14 protein-coding genes are annotated in these 16,620 nt (G+C 54.2%); 9 read left to right on the top strand and 5 right to left on the bottom strand.

Annotated elements, in window-relative coordinates:
• Positions 1-5: 5 nt before the first annotated feature.
• Positions 6-1,175 (bottom strand): tetratricopeptide repeat protein, encoded by a 1,170-nt coding sequence (locus tag ACR0DX_RS16050; protein WP_480846714.1) that lies wholly within the window; start codon positions 1,173-1,175, stop codon positions 6-8.
• Positions 1,176-1,455: 280 nt separating this feature from the next.
• On the opposite strand from ACR0DX_RS16050, the gene ACR0DX_RS16045 reads away from it, so the two are divergent.
• A complete protein-coding gene (locus tag ACR0DX_RS16045; RefSeq protein ID WP_480846712.1) occupies positions 1,456-1,941 on the top strand; it encodes a protein-tyrosine phosphatase family protein in 486 nt (161 codons plus the stop codon).
• 521 nt (positions 1,942-2,462) lie between these two features.
• Here the strand turns inward: ACR0DX_RS16045 and ACR0DX_RS16040 are convergent.
• The 4 genes from ACR0DX_RS16040 to ACR0DX_RS16025 all read right to left on the bottom strand — a co-directional run bounded on the left by ACR0DX_RS16040 (position 2,463) and on the right by ACR0DX_RS16025 (position 8,947).
• Positions 2,463-4,088, bottom strand: a complete 1,626-nt coding sequence (locus tag ACR0DX_RS16040) for a L,D-transpeptidase family protein (RefSeq protein ID WP_480846709.1) — start codon at positions 4,086-4,088, stop codon at positions 2,463-2,465.
• A gap of 321 nt (positions 4,089-4,409) precedes the next feature.
• Positions 4,410-6,176, bottom strand: coding sequence for an adenylate/guanylate cyclase domain-containing protein (locus tag ACR0DX_RS16035; protein WP_353394342.1), 1,767 nt, complete (start codon positions 6,174-6,176; stop codon positions 4,410-4,412).
• A gap of 364 nt (positions 6,177-6,540) precedes the next feature.
• Positions 6,541-7,836 (bottom strand): glycosyltransferase, encoded by a 1,296-nt coding sequence (locus ACR0DX_RS16030; RefSeq protein ID WP_170486075.1) that lies wholly within the window; start codon positions 7,834-7,836, stop codon positions 6,541-6,543.
• 7 nt (positions 7,837-7,843) lie between these two features.
• On the bottom strand, positions 7,844-8,947 hold the full coding sequence (locus ACR0DX_RS16025; RefSeq protein WP_170682105.1) for a GntR family transcriptional regulator: 1,104 nt from the start codon (positions 8,945-8,947) through the stop codon (positions 7,844-7,846).
• Here ACR0DX_RS16025 and ACR0DX_RS16020 point away from each other — a divergent pair.
• The 8 genes from ACR0DX_RS16020 (at position 8,946) to ACR0DX_RS15985 (ending at position 16,355) form a co-directional block, all read left to right on the top strand.
• Positions 8,946-10,016 carry a polyamine ABC transporter substrate-binding protein gene (locus tag ACR0DX_RS16020; RefSeq protein WP_170486029.1) on the top strand — a complete coding sequence of 357 codons (1,071 nt, stop codon included), beginning with the start codon at positions 8,946-8,948 and terminating at the stop codon, positions 10,014-10,016. The genes ACR0DX_RS16025 and ACR0DX_RS16020 overlap by 2 nt on opposite strands.
• 78 nt (positions 10,017-10,094) lie before the next feature.
• A complete protein-coding gene (locus ACR0DX_RS16015) occupies positions 10,095-10,949 on the top strand; it encodes an ABC transporter permease (RefSeq protein WP_170463247.1) in 855 nt (284 codons plus the stop codon).
• Positions 10,949-11,731, top strand: coding sequence for an ABC transporter permease (locus ACR0DX_RS16010; protein WP_170486028.1), 783 nt, complete (start codon positions 10,949-10,951; stop codon positions 11,729-11,731). The genes ACR0DX_RS16015 and ACR0DX_RS16010 overlap by 1 nt, the downstream gene beginning before the upstream one ends.
• A 44-nt stretch (positions 11,732-11,775) precedes the next feature.
• Positions 11,776-12,789 (top strand): ABC transporter ATP-binding protein, encoded by a 1,014-nt coding sequence (locus tag ACR0DX_RS16005; protein ID WP_371810796.1) that lies wholly within the window; start codon positions 11,776-11,778, stop codon positions 12,787-12,789.
• A 24-nt stretch (positions 12,790-12,813) separates the two neighbouring features.
• Complete coding sequence (locus ACR0DX_RS16000) at positions 12,814-14,100, top strand: nucleotide disphospho-sugar-binding domain-containing protein (RefSeq protein WP_170486026.1); 1,287 nt, start codon at positions 12,814-12,816, stop codon at positions 14,098-14,100.
• Positions 14,097-14,462 carry a cupin domain-containing protein gene (locus tag ACR0DX_RS15995; protein ID WP_170463251.1) on the top strand — a complete coding sequence of 122 codons (366 nt, stop codon included), beginning with the start codon at positions 14,097-14,099 and terminating at the stop codon, positions 14,460-14,462. Before ACR0DX_RS16000 ends, ACR0DX_RS15995 begins: the two co-directional genes overlap by 4 nt.
• On the top strand, positions 14,459-14,803 hold the full coding sequence (locus ACR0DX_RS15990) for a cupin domain-containing protein (protein WP_010442245.1): 345 nt from the start codon (positions 14,459-14,461) through the stop codon (positions 14,801-14,803). The genes ACR0DX_RS15995 and ACR0DX_RS15990 overlap by 4 nt, the downstream gene beginning before the upstream one ends.
• Positions 14,804-14,837: 34 nt before the next feature.
• Entirely contained in the window at positions 14,838-16,355 is a 1,518-nt protein-coding gene (locus ACR0DX_RS15985; protein ID WP_170486025.1) for an aldehyde dehydrogenase family protein, read from the top strand.
• Positions 16,356-16,620: the final 265 nt, after the last annotated feature.

The raw sequence follows: 16,620 nt of genomic DNA, 5'->3' as shown, positions 1-16,620 counted from the left end.
CAGCCTTATTGATCCAACATCTTGGCCAACAGCTCAGCCGCAACTTCATCGCCTTCTCCAGCGGCTCTTTGCAGCCAATAGATGGCTTCGCTCACGGCCCCGTTCTCTTGAAGAATGCGCCCAAGTTTGCGCATGGACGCCACATGCCCTTGCTCAGCGGCCAGCTTCCAATAGTGGGCGGCGCGGTCTCTGTCTGGCGCAGTGCCCTTACCGTGAAAATGCAGTGAAGCAACATTGTGTTGGGACCATTTGTTCCCCGCATCCGCAGAGCGCTCATAAAGGGTCACGGCACGCGCGTAATCCAACGGATAGGCGCCGCCATCCCCGCTTAGCATCCGCGCGGCCCAATACATGGCAGTGATGTCCTGATTGTCCTCGATTGCCCGCTCATACCAGCGCATGGCTGTGTCCAGATTTTTGGCTGCCAAGGTGCCTTCCCGATAAACGTTGCCGAGCATTGTTTGCGACGGCCCATATCCGAGATCGGCGGAGCGTTCATACAATTCCAGTGCGCGATTTGGATCGTCCTCGGAGACTTCTATCGCCAAGTTGAATTGCGCCATCGGGAAATCCATCTCAGCGGCCTTCGCATACCAAAAGAGGCTGGCGTCACGGTCTTTTTCCACGCCCCGACCGGTTTCGTAAGCGCGCGCGATGATATTCATGCCCAGAGCGCTGCCTTCGCTTGCAGCGAGCGACGCATGGGAAAAGGACTGCTCATAATCGCCTGACATCGACAGCACTCTCGCGTAGGCAGCGCGCACCTCAGGATCGAGGGGGGTTGCCGCCATGTTAGCCGCCCGACAGGCTTCCATAGCGGGCTCCACCATGACGTCGCGGCCCATCACGCCCAAAAAATCTTCGTGTTGAAACGGAGCGCTGGCCAGCGTCAGGCAAACCTCTTCGTCCAACGAAAGCGCATCGGACGGGATTTCAGATCCGATCTGTTGGTGCGAACTTTCCTGCTTTTGCACCCGTTTCAGCCGCTCGTCAGCCAGGGTTGCGTAAACCGGACACGCCTCAAAGGTTGCCGCGAAACTCTCCAGCGCAACAATCGACGACGTTTCTTTGACATCCGACCACATTGCCCGTGCATCTGCGCAGAGTTTGCTTTCAGCCAGAGCAGGCCCCGCAAAAACGGCACAAGCCACCGCCGCCAGTAGTATGTTATTCACCAAAATAGTCCGTTTTTCTGAGGAAAATCATAATGCAAGCCACCGTAGATCAGTTCGGATTTCTTGCCAACATCCCTGTTTTTTGCTTCAGAATTCGAAAGCTTACTTGGCTGCTCTGCTGAGCTGAATTCCCCCCGAACTATCGGCTCAGTTCGTTCCAATCGATCTGCACAACGGCTGCCAGATGGTTTAGTTCTAGAAGAAATCAGCCTCTGAACGTGCATTCAGGAATTCGATTTGTGAAAAAGAGAGATTTGCTGAATTTGAGAGGCAAGAAACAATGGGCATCTTAACAATTGACCAGACGAAAATTTCCGTCGGGCCACGACCGGGAAAAAAGTCAATCGGCGCGCTTCAAAAGCTTGGCATCACGCATTGCTGCACCTTGCTCAGCGCGCGTGAGGGAGCAGAACAGGTCCGAAGCCTTTGCAAGAAAATGGCTTCTGAAACCCAAACCTGCGAATGGGTTTGGCTGCCCATCGAAGGGGGTAACATCGCTGCCCTTCAAGCTGCTGACATGAAATCTCTGATGACCAAGCTTCTTGATGTCATAGAAGCCCATCCGTCGCCGCACGTTTATATCCATTGTTCTGCTGGCATTCACCGGACTGGTTTTGTGGCCTACTTGTTATTGAGGATGCTTGGATCCAATCCACATGATGCGCAGGCTGGTTTGGAGTGCCTACGGGAAGTAACTTACAACCAAGTCGGCGAAGACCGATTGGAGTTCGCGGAGCAATTGCTGCAGCGTTGGGGTTATGACTGATCTGAAGTTCAAATCGGCGAATTCTTGGTTTTGTCGAGTAAGCTGAGCCGTATTGAGTTTGAGCAAAACTGCGTGTTCAAAGTGGCCAGTCTGCAGAGCATTTGAACTATTTTACCGCGTAAGAAGCGATCACTTTTTGCCAACGTCGACTTTGGCGTGTTGCACGGCCATAGCGGCCATCAGAGCTTCGGCGCCCAATGACCATGTCTACTTCAGGCTGAGAGCTGCCGTTAGCCGTTGAATGACGGACGGCAGCTTTGTCCGCAACGCAGACGTTCACGGAATTCTGCCGAATGACCGCACCGAGCTCATAGCGAACGATTTTGAGCTTGCCATCAACGTCAGCGATGCGCAGAAACCGGACATTGCAAAGACTATTAGACCGCCCAGAGCGGCCACTCGGCGCTGCACCGCGCGTCGAGCGCTTGTGAGTCCTGAACGCAGCTGCGCTGGTTCATTTTGGTGACGACAACTATTGCAGTTTGAACATGGAACTGCGCATCTCTTTGAGGATGACGTGTTCATCGATCCAAAGCTGCGAGGATTCGAGCATCTCGTTCGTATGGATCCTCACGGAAATGAACGGCCCCATCTTCGACCCAAGCAGTCCAATAGGTCAAAAGGACCGGCATGGGCTCGGGTAGGTTAACGCGCGTTGTCTTCCCGCTATCCAATATGGATTGCATCTTTTGCCGACTCCAGTCGGGCTCTCCCTCCATCAAAAGGCTGGCAAATTCGAACGGATACTCAAGACGAACGCAGCCGGAACTTAGGTTCCGCTCATTTCGGTCGAAAAGACTGCGGTCGTTGGTATCATGCAAGTACACTGCATATTTATTGGGAAACATGAACTTGACTAAACCTAACGCATTGTCTGGGCCCGGCTGCTGAACCAAAGTCACGGCGGGGTTCTTTGCCCCCCAGTTGACAGCGTTGGCAGGAATTGTCTGCCCGTCTTTGTTCCGAACTACGTAATTGTTGCGCGCCAGATAGGCTGGATCCTTGCGGATCCGCGAAAGCTTGTCTTTCCGAAAAATCGAGGCGGGAACGGTCCAAGTCGGATTGAATTCCATGTATTCAATTTCATCTCGGAACACTGGGGTTTTTCGGTAGGCTGATCCTGTGATCGACCGGGTGGTCCAAACCGTCCCATCGGACTTGACTAAGTAAGTACGGGCTCCTGCAATGTTTACTAGCACGAATTCTTCGTCGATTTCCCGCATGAGCCAGCGGCCTCGCTCCAGGCTGAGGCGCAACTTATTTATGCGATCTTCGACAGGTTTGTTGAGAGACGCGAAAGTCTTACCACCAACGACGCCATCTGCTTCCAAGCCATGACGATTTTGAAAGGTTTTTACCAGTTGCACCAAGTAATCGTCATAAACCCAAGCTGGATTTATGACGTTTTGGCTGATTTCTTGAAATTCATTTGTTCCCTCGTAGCCTTCTGTCGCTAGCCTTTTGCGCAGTTCGGCGACGGCAGGATCCACCATTTCCGGCTTCAGAACCGTTTCTTCGGGGACTTTGTTCCAGCCTCCCTTTGATGCAATAGCTCTATATTTACGCAATGCATCAACGAGCATCGTATATTGCGCATTGTCGATATCAATGCGTTCAATCAAAGCGCTGAAGCCTTCACCTTGAAGAAATTGGCTCAATACAACGGAAGGGTCTTGTTGAATTACTGGCTTTGAGAAATTCCAATCGTCGTCTAGCGCATTTGGATCGACTTTTCCAAACACCAAATGGTGTACGAGTTTCACGGCCGCGTCAGTCGCCAGAATATCGAATAATGCTCGACTGGAGGCATCGCCACCCTGTGAAGCTTTGAACGCGGATCGAAGCTCCTCTAGTTTGAAGTCACTCGGCGTAAAGCCCTGATCAATTGCTCCACCCAACTCCTCAAAAAGCTCGTCAACCAATTCAATACTGGTCCAAGCTGGCGTAAATTCTCTAGCCGTATAGAAACGAGGTACAAGGATTTCTGCGTCCAAACTCTTGCTGTTTGAAAGTGTACTACTCGCATTCGTATTTGACCTTAGAAGCGCTTCTATCTGTTCCGAGACTTGGTCTGCTGCGCCTAAATTGGGGCATGTCATCAACGTTGCAGTTAGTGCAGTTGCAACTACTGATTTAAGACCTTTCATCATCCGCCCCGCCACCTTCAATCTATATATTGGTTCTCCATCGGAAGATACTCCAACATTATGTATAATCAAATTGGAATTTATTGGTCTCGGATCTTGCTCGCGCCGCATCGACGACAATTATTTGCGAATGGCTGCGTTGCCCGTAGAACAGACGGCGGGTGAAAACTTGAGAACGTCTGCTTTGGGCTAAAACAGTCGTTGCCGATTGAAGCAATGAGCGATTGCTTAGAACCTTTCGAGAACAGTGCGCCAAAATTGGATCTACCTTTGGCACGTTTTGTCTGCGGTAGTTTGCGAGCTTTGGCATTTGGACCAACTCTACGGCTTAACACCAGCTTTCTTCAGGCCTTCGACCAAAAGCGCATTGTGTTCGGGTAGACGGAAGAGGATCAAAGCGCCGGAGACAATGCTGTCTAGAAACGCTGGGGCAAAATCCGCCAGCGCCTGCTCATGTGGCAGGCCTGCTTCGGCACGCCCGAGGTGGGCGGCACTGGCGATCATAAGAGCCCGGCGGATCGGCGCACGCGGCGTCATCTGAATCGCGCGCTCCCCCCAACGCATTGCGTCTTCAAAATCAGCGTCGGCGAAGGCAGCTTGGGCGAGCGCCAGATAGGCGTCTCCTACCCAGAGATCAGTGTCGCGTGGGGAAAGCTGGAGGGCAAGGTGGGCATGTTCACGCGCCTCTGTGGTTCGCCCGACCAAAGACTCATGCCAGGCCATGAAGAAGATGTTCCGGGCAAAGTTCGGGTTCAGTGTGAATCCCAAACTGAAGTCGGCGTTGGCCCCGTCAAAATCCCCACGGAAATGACGAACCACACCGCGAACGCATAAGGCGCGAGGGTCGAGTTGACCACCAAGAAACAGAGGTTCAACGCTTTTCTCAGCTAGGCCCAGATTTTCGGTGGGGTCCTCATCGAACTGGTATAGATAACGCATCAGGTAGGCAAACGCTTTGATCCAATGCGCCTGGACATTGCGCGGGTCGAGATCAATGGCGCGATCAGAGGCTGTTATGACCTCATCGAACTTATCCTGAGAGTAGAAGCCTCCTGCGTAGAAGATCGCCATTGCACGTAGCGAGAGGTCGTAGGAGTTGAAGTCGATATCTCGAGCCACAGACGCGCGATCTATTTCGGCAATGGATATCTGGGGGGCGATGGCGCCGACCACGCTGCGTGTAATCTCATCCTGTAACGCGAAGATGTCGTCTAGCGTGCGGTCGTAGCGCTCGGCCCAAACATGGGCTCCATTTGTGCAGTCGATGAGTTGGGCAGTAATGCGTACGCGGTTTTGGGCTCGACGGAGGCTACCCTCTAGCATGTAGCGAACACCGAGTTCACGAGCGACATCTATATGGGTGACGGGGCGACCTCTGAACGAAAACGAGGAGTTGCGGGCGATGACGAAAAGCTCGGGAAAGCGCGAGAGCTCTGTGATGATGTCTTCGGAAACGCCGTCACAGAAGTATTCCTGTTCTGGATCATTGGACATGTTCTGGAAGGGCAAGACAGCGATTGAGGGTTTGTCAGTGGGTTGCGATTGGTATTGCGTGGAATCAGATTCGCCCTCCATCGCCAATCTGTAGGCGCGAACTGGCTTCGAGATGTTTTTGAGCGCTACTTCGCCAAGGTCTATGATGTCGTGTTCAATTTTGCCTCGAACCTGCCGGCATGCGTCGTCAGACAGAATGACACCGCCTGGGTCAGCGACGCCTTCGAGTCTGGCGGCAAGATTAACACCCTCGCCATAAATGTCGCCCTCGTCCAAGATTACGTCTCCAATGTGCAAGCCTATTCGGAAGCTGATCCGGCTTTCGGTGGGGCTCTCGGCTTCGGCGGCGTGCAGCGCCTTCTGGAGCGCCGCTGCGGCCTCAACGGCAGAAACGACCGAGCTAAAAAGGGCAAACAGGCCATCACCGGTAAGCTTGATAATCTCACCTCCGGCACTTTCGATACCTGGATTGATGATGTCCCGGCGTAGGTCTTTGAGACGAGCAAGTGTTCCCGCCTCGTTAGCCGCCATAAGCCGTGAGTAGCCGACCATATCGGCGGCAAGTATGGCGGCAAGTCGGCGTGTCATGCGCATTTCCCAATAGCAACCTTTTTTCGAATCTATCAAGTTCGGTAGTAGTGTGCCAATTTTCGAAAATGTCCGGTTTGGGCTATCTACGGTCCTTCGGTGAAAGCGGGCCAATGGCGGCGAAGTCCCGCAACTCTGCCGTTCAGAAGATTTCAGCGAATGTCCGCTGCCGTTGAATGCAGACCTACAGGCGAAATTTCTCGGAATGGCCGCCAACAATGACCGCTATCCGTTTTTAAGCCGCCATCTGACAAAAACTCTCAGATGACTGCCTTGAGCCCAAACCGACACGTTAGGTTCAGTGATTTAGAGGTCATTGCGATGCACCCTTCCATCCTTCATGACAAAACGGATGATCGACGGGAATAACCTAGATTCGGTTAGGATTTACACAATCCAGAATTTTCTGAGCAGCTAACTGAACCGACTTTCTCAACTGCATGATCTCTGAGTTCGCAGCCAGCCGGGCCTTCATCTCCGCGTCCCCAAGGAGTTGGTTAATCGAATTATCCAACTGATCCGGTGTCCAATCCCATCGATTTACCCTGAGTCCGACACTGGTCTCAACTGCCCGCTGGGCGTTATCGTGTCCGTCCCAGCAATAGGGAAGGATCAGCGACGGGACCCCGAAATACAGCGCTTCGCAAAAGCTGTTGTTGCCGCCGTGGTGAATAAACAGATCGCATTGTTCAACCACGGAAGGCTGCGGGAACCATTCCTGCAGATGAACATTGTCTGGGACTCTGGAATAGGCATCGATTTGGGCCCCGACATTGACCAGAAACCTCATGTCCATTGTCTTGAATACGTCGAACAGGCTCTCAAAGAATGGGACATCCATGGCGCCCAGACTGCCAAAACTCACGTACACCAGAGGCCCGTCGTTACGGGGCATTTGAGGTACACGGTAAGGACCTTCCTGGCGAACGCAGCCTTCGAGAAAGGTGAATTGTCCAGAGTCCAGCACCTGATCACGATCATGGCGAATGATAGATGGCGCTAAAAGAAGGTTTTGATGCGGTGATGTTTCTAGGAACTCACCTTCAGGCAATAGCTCAAGCCCCTTATCCTGGCGAAATTTGTTGTAGCGAGCATGAATTGGGCCAAGGGTCTCCAGGTACTGGTCTCGAAATGCCGCACACCCGGCAGCGTCAGATGCCGGCAGACCGGACAGGTACGGCGGTAGGCAGTTGTCTGGCAACTCGGTTTCCGCGCAAGAAATAACCCTGACCCATGGGCACTCGGATCGTACGATGGCCGGGAACATGATGACGTTGTCGAGGACGACGACATCTGGGTTGATCCGCTCTAGCGCCGTTTCCAACCCCTGTTCGACCGATTCCGCTGTCTCGACGATTGCGTTCCAAACGGGCTCTACATAGGTGGTTAGTTGGTCAGTTGGATGCATGTTAAAATGCGGCAGATGATGGCTCAGGAATTCCTGCCAGTAGGTCTGGGTTTCCTCTTCTGTCAACTCTGACTGAACAGGGACGGCGAACTCGTCAAAACCGTAATCTGCGAATACGCCACCAAAGCCACCGTGGGTGAGGAAAACGGGGTGTGCACCCATTGCGCGAAGTTCCTGAGCGATCCCCACACAATTCAGTGCAGCCCCAAAACTAGCTTCGGGGAAAAACGCGATTACGGGTGCTTCCTTGCGGTTCATCATTCACTCACCGGATTGACCCGCGGGTTGCTTGGACTAGCGCCGGAGCACCACGATTGGCGACGCTGGGCCTTTGGTGCATTGAAAGCCGCAAGTGCACCCTCATCTGATCCGCCGCAAGATCGAAATGATCCTGTTCGATGAAATCAAGGATACGCAGATGTTCATCGAGCGCCTGCCTCATCCGAAAGTCGATCATACCGAATGATCCGCCTGGCAGGTGGCGCAACCCATGATGGGCCATGAGAGCAGAAGCTAGATACTGGTTTCCGGACGATCGAGCGATGAGCTTGTGAAAGGCAAGATCCGCGTCTTGGAAATCCTGGCTATTGAAAGAGTTTTCCGACTGCGCCAGAAGCGCTTCGGTCTGGCTGCGGACCAGATCGGCGCGCTTGGTGTCCAACTTGAAACCGTCGGACAGAATGGCCTGCGGTTCCAGTATCAGACGAAATTCGTAGCTCTCTATTCGTCCGGAGCGGTCTCCCGGCATGCGCGTAAAAACCCAGGATTGACCTTCGGCTTTCTGAATCACGCCTTGGGCCAGGAGGGCTTCGAGCGCACGCTGTGCAGCGCTGCGGGAAACCGAATATCTGCGGATCAGGTCTGTGACATTGATGGCACCGTCCAGGCGTCGGGCGCCGCGATCTCGTAGGATGGCACCAGCGAGATCCACGCCTGCTCTGACCGCATGCTGGTTGAGTATCGAATGCCCCTTTTCGGGTTCGCATTCTAGGACAAACCCGCCTTCTGCCGCTTTGCGTGCCATCCCCTCCTTTTCCAGCAGCCTCAATGCGGATCTAACCGGAGTGCGAGAGACGCTGCACGAATCAGCAAGGGTTTTTTCCACCAGTCTGTCGCCCTGATGCAAATCGAGATCCATCGCAACATCCAGTATTTTTTGAGCAAGTTTCAAGTATTTGCTTGGTGGCATAAGAAGACGGCTTTCGTCACACTCAGTTAATATACAATAAAAACGGTATCTTAAATGGCTTCTCCGGGCCATACAAAAATGATTCAAAAAATTGTTGAGTTTTATTTCATCAAAAAATACCGTGATTGCATTATATATCTCGCCCCAGAAGCGAGCGCGGATGTCAAGGGAGGAAGACATGACCAACAAGTTCACCAATTCGTTCCGTTTGCCATTTGCTTGGCTCACCGCCGGGGCGACCTGCGCACTCAGCGTATTCGCCGGAGCGGCCCAAGCAGAAAAAATCGTGATCTCGAACTGGGACGGCTACATGCCGCCGGACCTGCTGGAGAATTTCACCAAGGAAACCGGTATCGAGGCCGAGCTCTCGGTGCATGGCACTAACGAAGAAATCATGGGCAAGGTCGTAGCCGGTGGAGGAAAGGGCTACGACGTTCTTTTCGTCTCGTCACCTTTTGCCGAGGCGTTAAACAACCTGGGGCTGGTGGCTGCAATCGACCACGACAAGGTTCCGAATGCCTCTAACCTGTATGGCGAAGCTAAAGAACTAGCCCATGATCCGGGCAACAACTATTCAATGCCATACGCTTGGGGCACGACGGGCTTATGCTACCGGTCAGACCTGATGCCAGAGCCAACTTCGTGGAACGATCTGCTCAAACCCTCTGACGACCTTAAAGGCAAAGTGACAATGCTCTCGACGGATCGCTGGCTGATGGGGGCTGCTGCGCTAGCCCTCGGAAAGTCGCTGAACGATACGTCGGATGAGACGTTGGCGGCTGCAAAGGACCTGCTGGTTGCGGCGAAGCAGGATCTGCTGGCCTACGACGACGCAACTTTTTATCTGAAGTTGGTATCGGGCGAGGCAACGATGGTTCACGCCTGGGATGGCTGGTGCAACTACGGCATCGGTGAAAACGCGGACATCAAGTACACGATACCATCAGAAGGATCGGATCTGTGGGTAGATGCGCTAGTCATCGCGGATGCATCTGAAAACAAAGATGCGGCGCATGCCTTTGTGAACTATGTCTTGGGCGCGGACGTCGGTGTCTGGGTTGCCAGCAATATCCTTTACAAAACGCCGAACAAGGCTGCAATGGAGGCGCTGGACCCCTCCTTGATCGAAACCTTCCCGAACATGGGAATGTCGCCTGCAGACCTTACCAAGTATGAGCAGTTGCGCGATCTCGGCAATGGCCAGAAACCCTTTGCACGGACCGTGACCGAAATCATGGCCGCACAGTAAGTGATCAAACCCTGAGCAAAACCCGACCCGAACAAAGGGTCGGGCCTGTACGACATCACTCCACAGATTGCCAAGAATATGACCAATCGACTGAAATCGGTGATCTTGCTGGGGCCGGGCTTGGGCTGGCTTGCGCTTCTTATGGTGGTGCCGTGTGGTCTTATTTTTACCTATGCGTTTTTTGAACGCGGTATCTATGGCGGCATCGACCACGTCTTTACATTTGAAAATTTTGTGCGGGCCGCCGATCCTCTTTACCTTGGGATCTTCTTACGCTCGGCCAAGATCGCATTTCTAGCCACGATAATCGCGATCCTGATCGCCTATCCGGCGGCCTATGCCATCACGCTGGCGCCGCGCCGTTGGCAGACCGGTTTACTGATCTTGGTGATCCTGCCGTTCTGGTCCAACTACCTAATCCGCACTTACGCCTGGATCGTGATGCTTAACCGCGAGGGCTTGATCAATAATACTCTCCAGGGGGCAGGCTTGATCGATGAGCCGCTGTCTCTGCTTTATAACAATTTCGCGGTGATCGTTGGGCTTGTCTACAACTACACCCCCTTTGTGGTTCTGGCGATCTATTCGTCGCTGAACCGCATAAATGTCGAAACCATAGAAGCCTCGGAAGATCTTGGAGCGCCCGCTTGGACCACTTTCTACCGGGTGATACTGCCACAGACCGTTCCCGGCATTGCGGCAGGTGGTGTCTTTGTTTTTGTATTGTCGATCGGCAATTTCATTACGCCCGATTTGCTTGGTGGCGGGCGACTTCAGATGGTTGGAAACCTGATCTATGACCAGTTCCTGAGCGCCCGCGACTGGCCGTTCGGAGCAACGCTGTCGATGTTCCTGATTGCGATTATGATGGGGCTTTTGTTCGCACAGGCGGTATTGGCCAATCGCGCAGCGGGACAGAGAGGGCAGGACTGATGCGGGACCGATCCAACATGGGCCTGAAGCTGCACCTGGTTTTGTTTTACACCTTTCTCTATGTGCCGATCCTTGTGCTCATGGCGTTAAGCTTTAACCGGGCCGGACTTCCAACTGTATGGACCGGGTTTTCGTTGGAATGGTACGGCAAGTTGTTTACCGCGGATCCAATACTGTCGGCGGCGCGCAACACGCTAATCGTGGCCTTAATCTCGACCGTTCTGGCGACAATAATCGGCACGCTTTTGGCGGTCGGTGTCGAGACACGGCGTAATTCTTCAGTTCTAGACGCGGTTCTGTTCGCACCGATGATCATCCCCGACATAGTTCTGGCCATCGCGCTCTTGTCCTTTTTCACCCTACTCAACATGACGCTGGGGCTTCATTCGATCATCCTCAGCCATGTCGTTTTTAACATAGCCTTTGTTGTCGCCGTGGTGCGTACGCGGATGCGCAATTTCGACCATTCGATACTTGAGGCCAGCGCCGACCTTGGGGCCAGCGAATTTACCACCTTTCGCCGCATCCTGCTGCCCGCCATCGCGCCGGGGGTTATCGCCGGGGCGCTGTTGTCTTTCACCCTGTCTGTGGACGAATTCATTATTGCCTTCTTTACCGCCGGTGCTGGGCAATCCTCGACCACGTTGCCGATGCAGATTTACGCAATGATCCGATTTGGCGTCACGCCGGAAATCAATGCGATGGCTACCATCGTCATGTTCGTTTCGTTCACGCTGGTCTTCTTCGCGCAGCGTGCCGACAAAGAGGTTTTCAGCCGATGAGCCAAGGGATTCAACTCAGGAATATAACAAAGCGATACGGTTTGGTGACCGCGATCGACAATGTTTCACTGGATATTCGCGATAACGAGTTCTTTGCACTTTTGGGCCCATCGGGCTGCGGCAAGACCACACTATTGCGGACGCTGGCAGGATTCGAAACGCCACAGGAAGGACAGGTAATCGTTGCCGGGCAGGACGTGACAAACATACGTCCCAGCAGGCGGCCCCTGAACCTGATGTTCCAATCCTATGCCTTGTTTCCGCACATGAGCGTCGAAAAAAACATCGCCTATGGGTTAGAAATGGAGAAATTACCCATGGACGAAATTGCCACGCGAGTGGCCGAGGTTCTGGAAAGTGCGAAACTTTCGGGATTTGCCGGGCGCAAGCCGGATAAGCTTTCTGGTGGGCAGCGACAGCGGGTTGCTTTGGCGCGCGCGCTGGTCAAAAGGCCAAAAGTCCTGTTGCTGGATGAGCCCCTTTCAGCTCTGGACAAGAAACTACGAGAAGAGATGCAGCTGGAGCTCAAACGGTTGCAGCACGAGGTGGGGATTACATTTCTAATTGTGACCCATGACCAGGAAGAGGCCCTAGTCATGGCCGACCGGATCGCGGTCTTGCATGATGGCAAGCTGGCGCAGGTCGGTACTCCTCACGAGCTCTACGAACACCCCGGATCGCGCTTTGTTGCAGATTTTATCGGCGTGATGAACTTTCTGGATGGTAACGCCGTCGACGGCGGTGTCGATGTCGACGGGGCGGGAATGCTGAGGGGCGTTTCCGAGCTGCGCGGTGCTGCAACGATCGCTGTGCGCCCGGAACGGGTCAGCCTGATGCAGACCGCCCCTCAAGATGGACGCAACTGCCTTCCCGGCACTGTTGAAGAAGTCGCCTATCACGGGTCAGACCTGGGTGTGCATGTACGCGTTTGCGGCGGGAGGAGCACCCTTTCCGCCCGCGTTCCCGCCAGCCAAGCCGACCGTGAAAATATCCAGCCGGGTCAGGATGTCCACTGCGTATGGGACGCGAAACATTCCCGCATCCTTCCCAACTGCTAAGCCAAATCTAACCGGAGACCTACAATGTCACAGAAAACCATCGCCTTCTTCCCCGAAGCTGCCTTTGGCCCTGCGCTGAATTCGGTTGGCATCGCGCAGGCCTGCGAGAAACTGGGCCATAAGGCTGTATTTCTAAGCGATCCCGGCTTTGTCGAGGTATATGAAGGTTATGGGTTTGAGGCGCATCCTGTTGCCCTGTCCGAGCCGATGGAACCCGAGGCGATGGCAAAGTTCTGGGAGGATTTCATCAACGGTCACATCCCAAATTTTCGCAAAGCCCCGATCGACCAGATCGATAACTACGTCAAGGATTGCTGGGAGGCGATCGTCGACAGCGCAAAATGGGCGCAAAAAGATCTGCCCGAGGTATTGGCAAAAATCAAACCAGATATGATCTGCGTGGATAATGTCATTATGTTCCCAGCCATCAAGCAGTTCGGCGTACCGTGGGTGCGGATCATCTCATGTTCCGAAAACGAAATCCCGGACCCGATTGTGCCGCCGCACTTATCGGGCTGCCGGGTGGATGACCGCGAGGGCATGGAGGCCTATGAGGCAAAGTTCCACGATGTGATCAAGCCGATCCACGACGACTACAATGCGTTCCTAGCCAGATGCAACGAAGACGCCTATCCGATTGGAGAGTTTTTCGAAGCGTCGCCCACAATGAACCTTCTGCTTTATCCCGAGCCGGCAAAGTACGAACGGCAGAACCCACTGGACCCAAACCGGTTTCAGTATCTTGAAGGTTGCGTGCGCGAAGAAGAACCCTTTGAGGTGCCAACGTTTAAGTCCAACAATGACAAACCACTTCTCTATGTATCTTTCGGGTCGCTTGGCGCAGGCGACACCGACCTGCTAAAGAGGATCATTTCGACCATTTCCAGGTTGCCCTACCGGGCGCTCGTAAATGTCGGGGATTACATTGACGAATACACAGACATTCCCGACAACGTGCACATACAGAGCTGGTATCCCCAGCCTTCGGTAATTCCGCAGGTTGACGCGGTGATACATCATGGCGGTAACAACTCGTTCACAGAGTGCCTATATTTCGGCAAAGCAGCAATCATTATGCCCTATGTCTGGGACGGCCACGATAACGCCACCCGTGTTCAGGAAACCGGCCACGGGTTCGGGTTTCACCGATACGACTGGACCGATGATGAATTGGCTATTGCCCTCGACAAATGTATCAACGATCCAGGAATGCAGGCGAAGATGGCGGCAACCTCTGCTCACATGCAGTCACGGCATGGCCCGACCAAGGCAGCTGGCATTCTCGACGAAATCCTGAAAGCCGCGGAATGAGCAGCGCCCCGCATCTTTCGGAAATCTCGACCCGCACCGACCTCACGGACTGGGGGCTACAGCCGGACATGATTGAAGGCCAGTCGCATTCATCGGGTATGCTGGTTCACAAGGGTCCTGACAACCGGCCGGAGATCGGCGCATGGGTCTGTACTCCAGGCCGCTGGCGCCTAACGATACCGCGTGACGAGTTCTGCTATTTTGTGCAAGGCCGCGCGGTCTATCGGTCGGATGCAGGCGAAAGCATCGAAGTTACGCCCGGAACGGCCGTACTATTCCTCGCCGGTTGGGTAGGGGAATGCACTGTCGAGGAAACATTGCGCAACACCTACTACCTAACGGATCGCGAACCTGAAACATGACCACGCCACGTATGCAAAACCCGCTCCAGCAGACTGATCTTGTCGATTGGGGGGTAATCCCGACGATGATTGAAGGGCAATCCCGCACCTCGGGAAAGTTGATCCACAAGGGGCCTGACGGCCAGTCAGAATGCGGCCTTTGGGTCTGCACTCCCGGTAAGTGGGAATGTCACGTCACCAAGGACGAGTTCTGCCACTTTCTGGAAGGCCGCTGTACCTATGTCCATGAAAGCGGCGAGGTAATTGAGATTACGCCCGATACGGCGGCCTTTTTTCCGCAGGACTGGAAAGGCGTTTGCACTGTCCACGAGACGGTCAAGAAAGTGTACATGATCCGCTAACGGCTCAATGCCTGTCAAATAAGGAGGCTGCCAAATGCGTGACCCGTTCAAATCCAGCTACTACCTTAACCCCAAGCATGTGCCATTGGAGGGTGGTGGGACCACTCTGTTCAACCCGTCTACCTTGCAGCCCGTCGGGGTTTTTGGTGAACCGTCGTCGCAGATCGTGGACCAGGTTCTGGACCGGGTCAATGCGGCGCAAAGGAAGTGGTCTGCAATGGACTGCAAGTCTCGCGCGCGGGTATTGCACCAGATCGCCAACGACATCGATAGCGGCGACATGACTGAGATCGCCCGCTTGATGACACTGGAAACGGGCAAACCTTACCCTGAATCGATCGGCGAGATTGCGAACATCCCGCCGGTTTTCCGGTACTATGCCGAGATGGCGCGCAATGACGCTGGCAAGATCGCCGGCACGATGCAAACTGGATCTTTTCAGTATCAGACATTCGAGCCCTACGGCGTATCCGTGCATGTGGTTCCGTACAATTTTCCCCTCATTCTTGGCTGCTGGTCGATGGCCGCATCACTTGCCGCAGGTAACGGTGTAGTGTTGAAAGCCTCACCCGCAGGAACTTTGTGCACGATGGCGTTCATGGAGTTTTTTCGAGCGTTGCCCCAAGACCTGATAGCTTGCCTGCCGGGGGGGGCAGACGTGGGCAAACAGCTGATTGCCAGCCCCAAAACCCATGTGGTCGCTTTTACAGGGTCCGTGCCGACAGGTCGTGCAGTCGCAGTGGCCGCAGCAGAGAACCTGAAACCCGCAGTGATCGAGGCTGGGGGAAGCGATCCACTGATCGTCAGTAAACACGCCGACATCGCGGTCGCTGCCGCCGGGGCGGTTACCGCTGCATTTTTGCAGTCGGGCCAGGTTTGCACATCGTCTGAACGGATTTTTGTAGTGGATGACGTGTACGACGATTTTGTCGATGAATTCGTGACCCGAACCCGGAAACTGCGCATCGGTGACGGCATGGGGGTGGCGGAAATCGGACCTTTGGTCTCCAAGGGGGTGCGCGACAAGGTCGAGCGGCTAGTGCGCGATGCAACTGAGAAAGGCGCGGTGGTTGAGGTAGGAGGCGGTATCCCGGATGACGTCGGGCCGGGTTGGTTTTTCGAACCAACGATCCTGACCGGCGTCACGACGGACATGGCGCTAACTCAGGAAGAGGTCTTTGGGCCAGTCGCCTCGGTCATTCGGGTGAGCGACTTTGACCAAGCGCTTGAAATGGCAAACGCGTCACAATTCGGTCTTGGCGGATGCCTGTTTACCGGCGACTTGGACGAGGCATTTCAAGGGGTGAACAAGCTACAGGTGGGGATGGTCTGGGTCAACAACCCGCTCGTAGACAACGATGCCTTGCCTTTTGGCGGCGTCAAGAATTCTGGGCTTGGGCGCACGCTAGGCCTTCAAGGCCTCGAGGCTTTCAGACGACCCAAGATGGTCGTGATTGATCCAAAGGCGAAGGAGGCGGATTGGTGGTATCCATATCCCGACGACTGGTTCTATTCAGATGACGTACAGGGCGGGAGAAAGCACACCGGCTAGGGTGATCGGTGCGACCTGATCGACTCTACAACTGAAGATGAGATAACGGCAGGATTGTCCGCATGGCGGTCATTTAACGCAAATAATCCAAAGTCTGGTATCCGAAGGAGCGGCCGTTCGCGCCTAAACTTCGGAACCCGTTTTGAGATGACGAAACCCGTTTTGAGATGACGAACGGCTGCTGCCGTCCGTCAAACCGTCAGATGTCGATCTTCTCCGAGATGCTCAACGCGTCGTCGAGTTCGACCCCAAGGTACCTGACCGT

This window comes from Ruegeria sp. D3, assembly GCF_056534465.1.
This window is presented reverse-complemented; position numbering and strand designations above follow the sequence as displayed.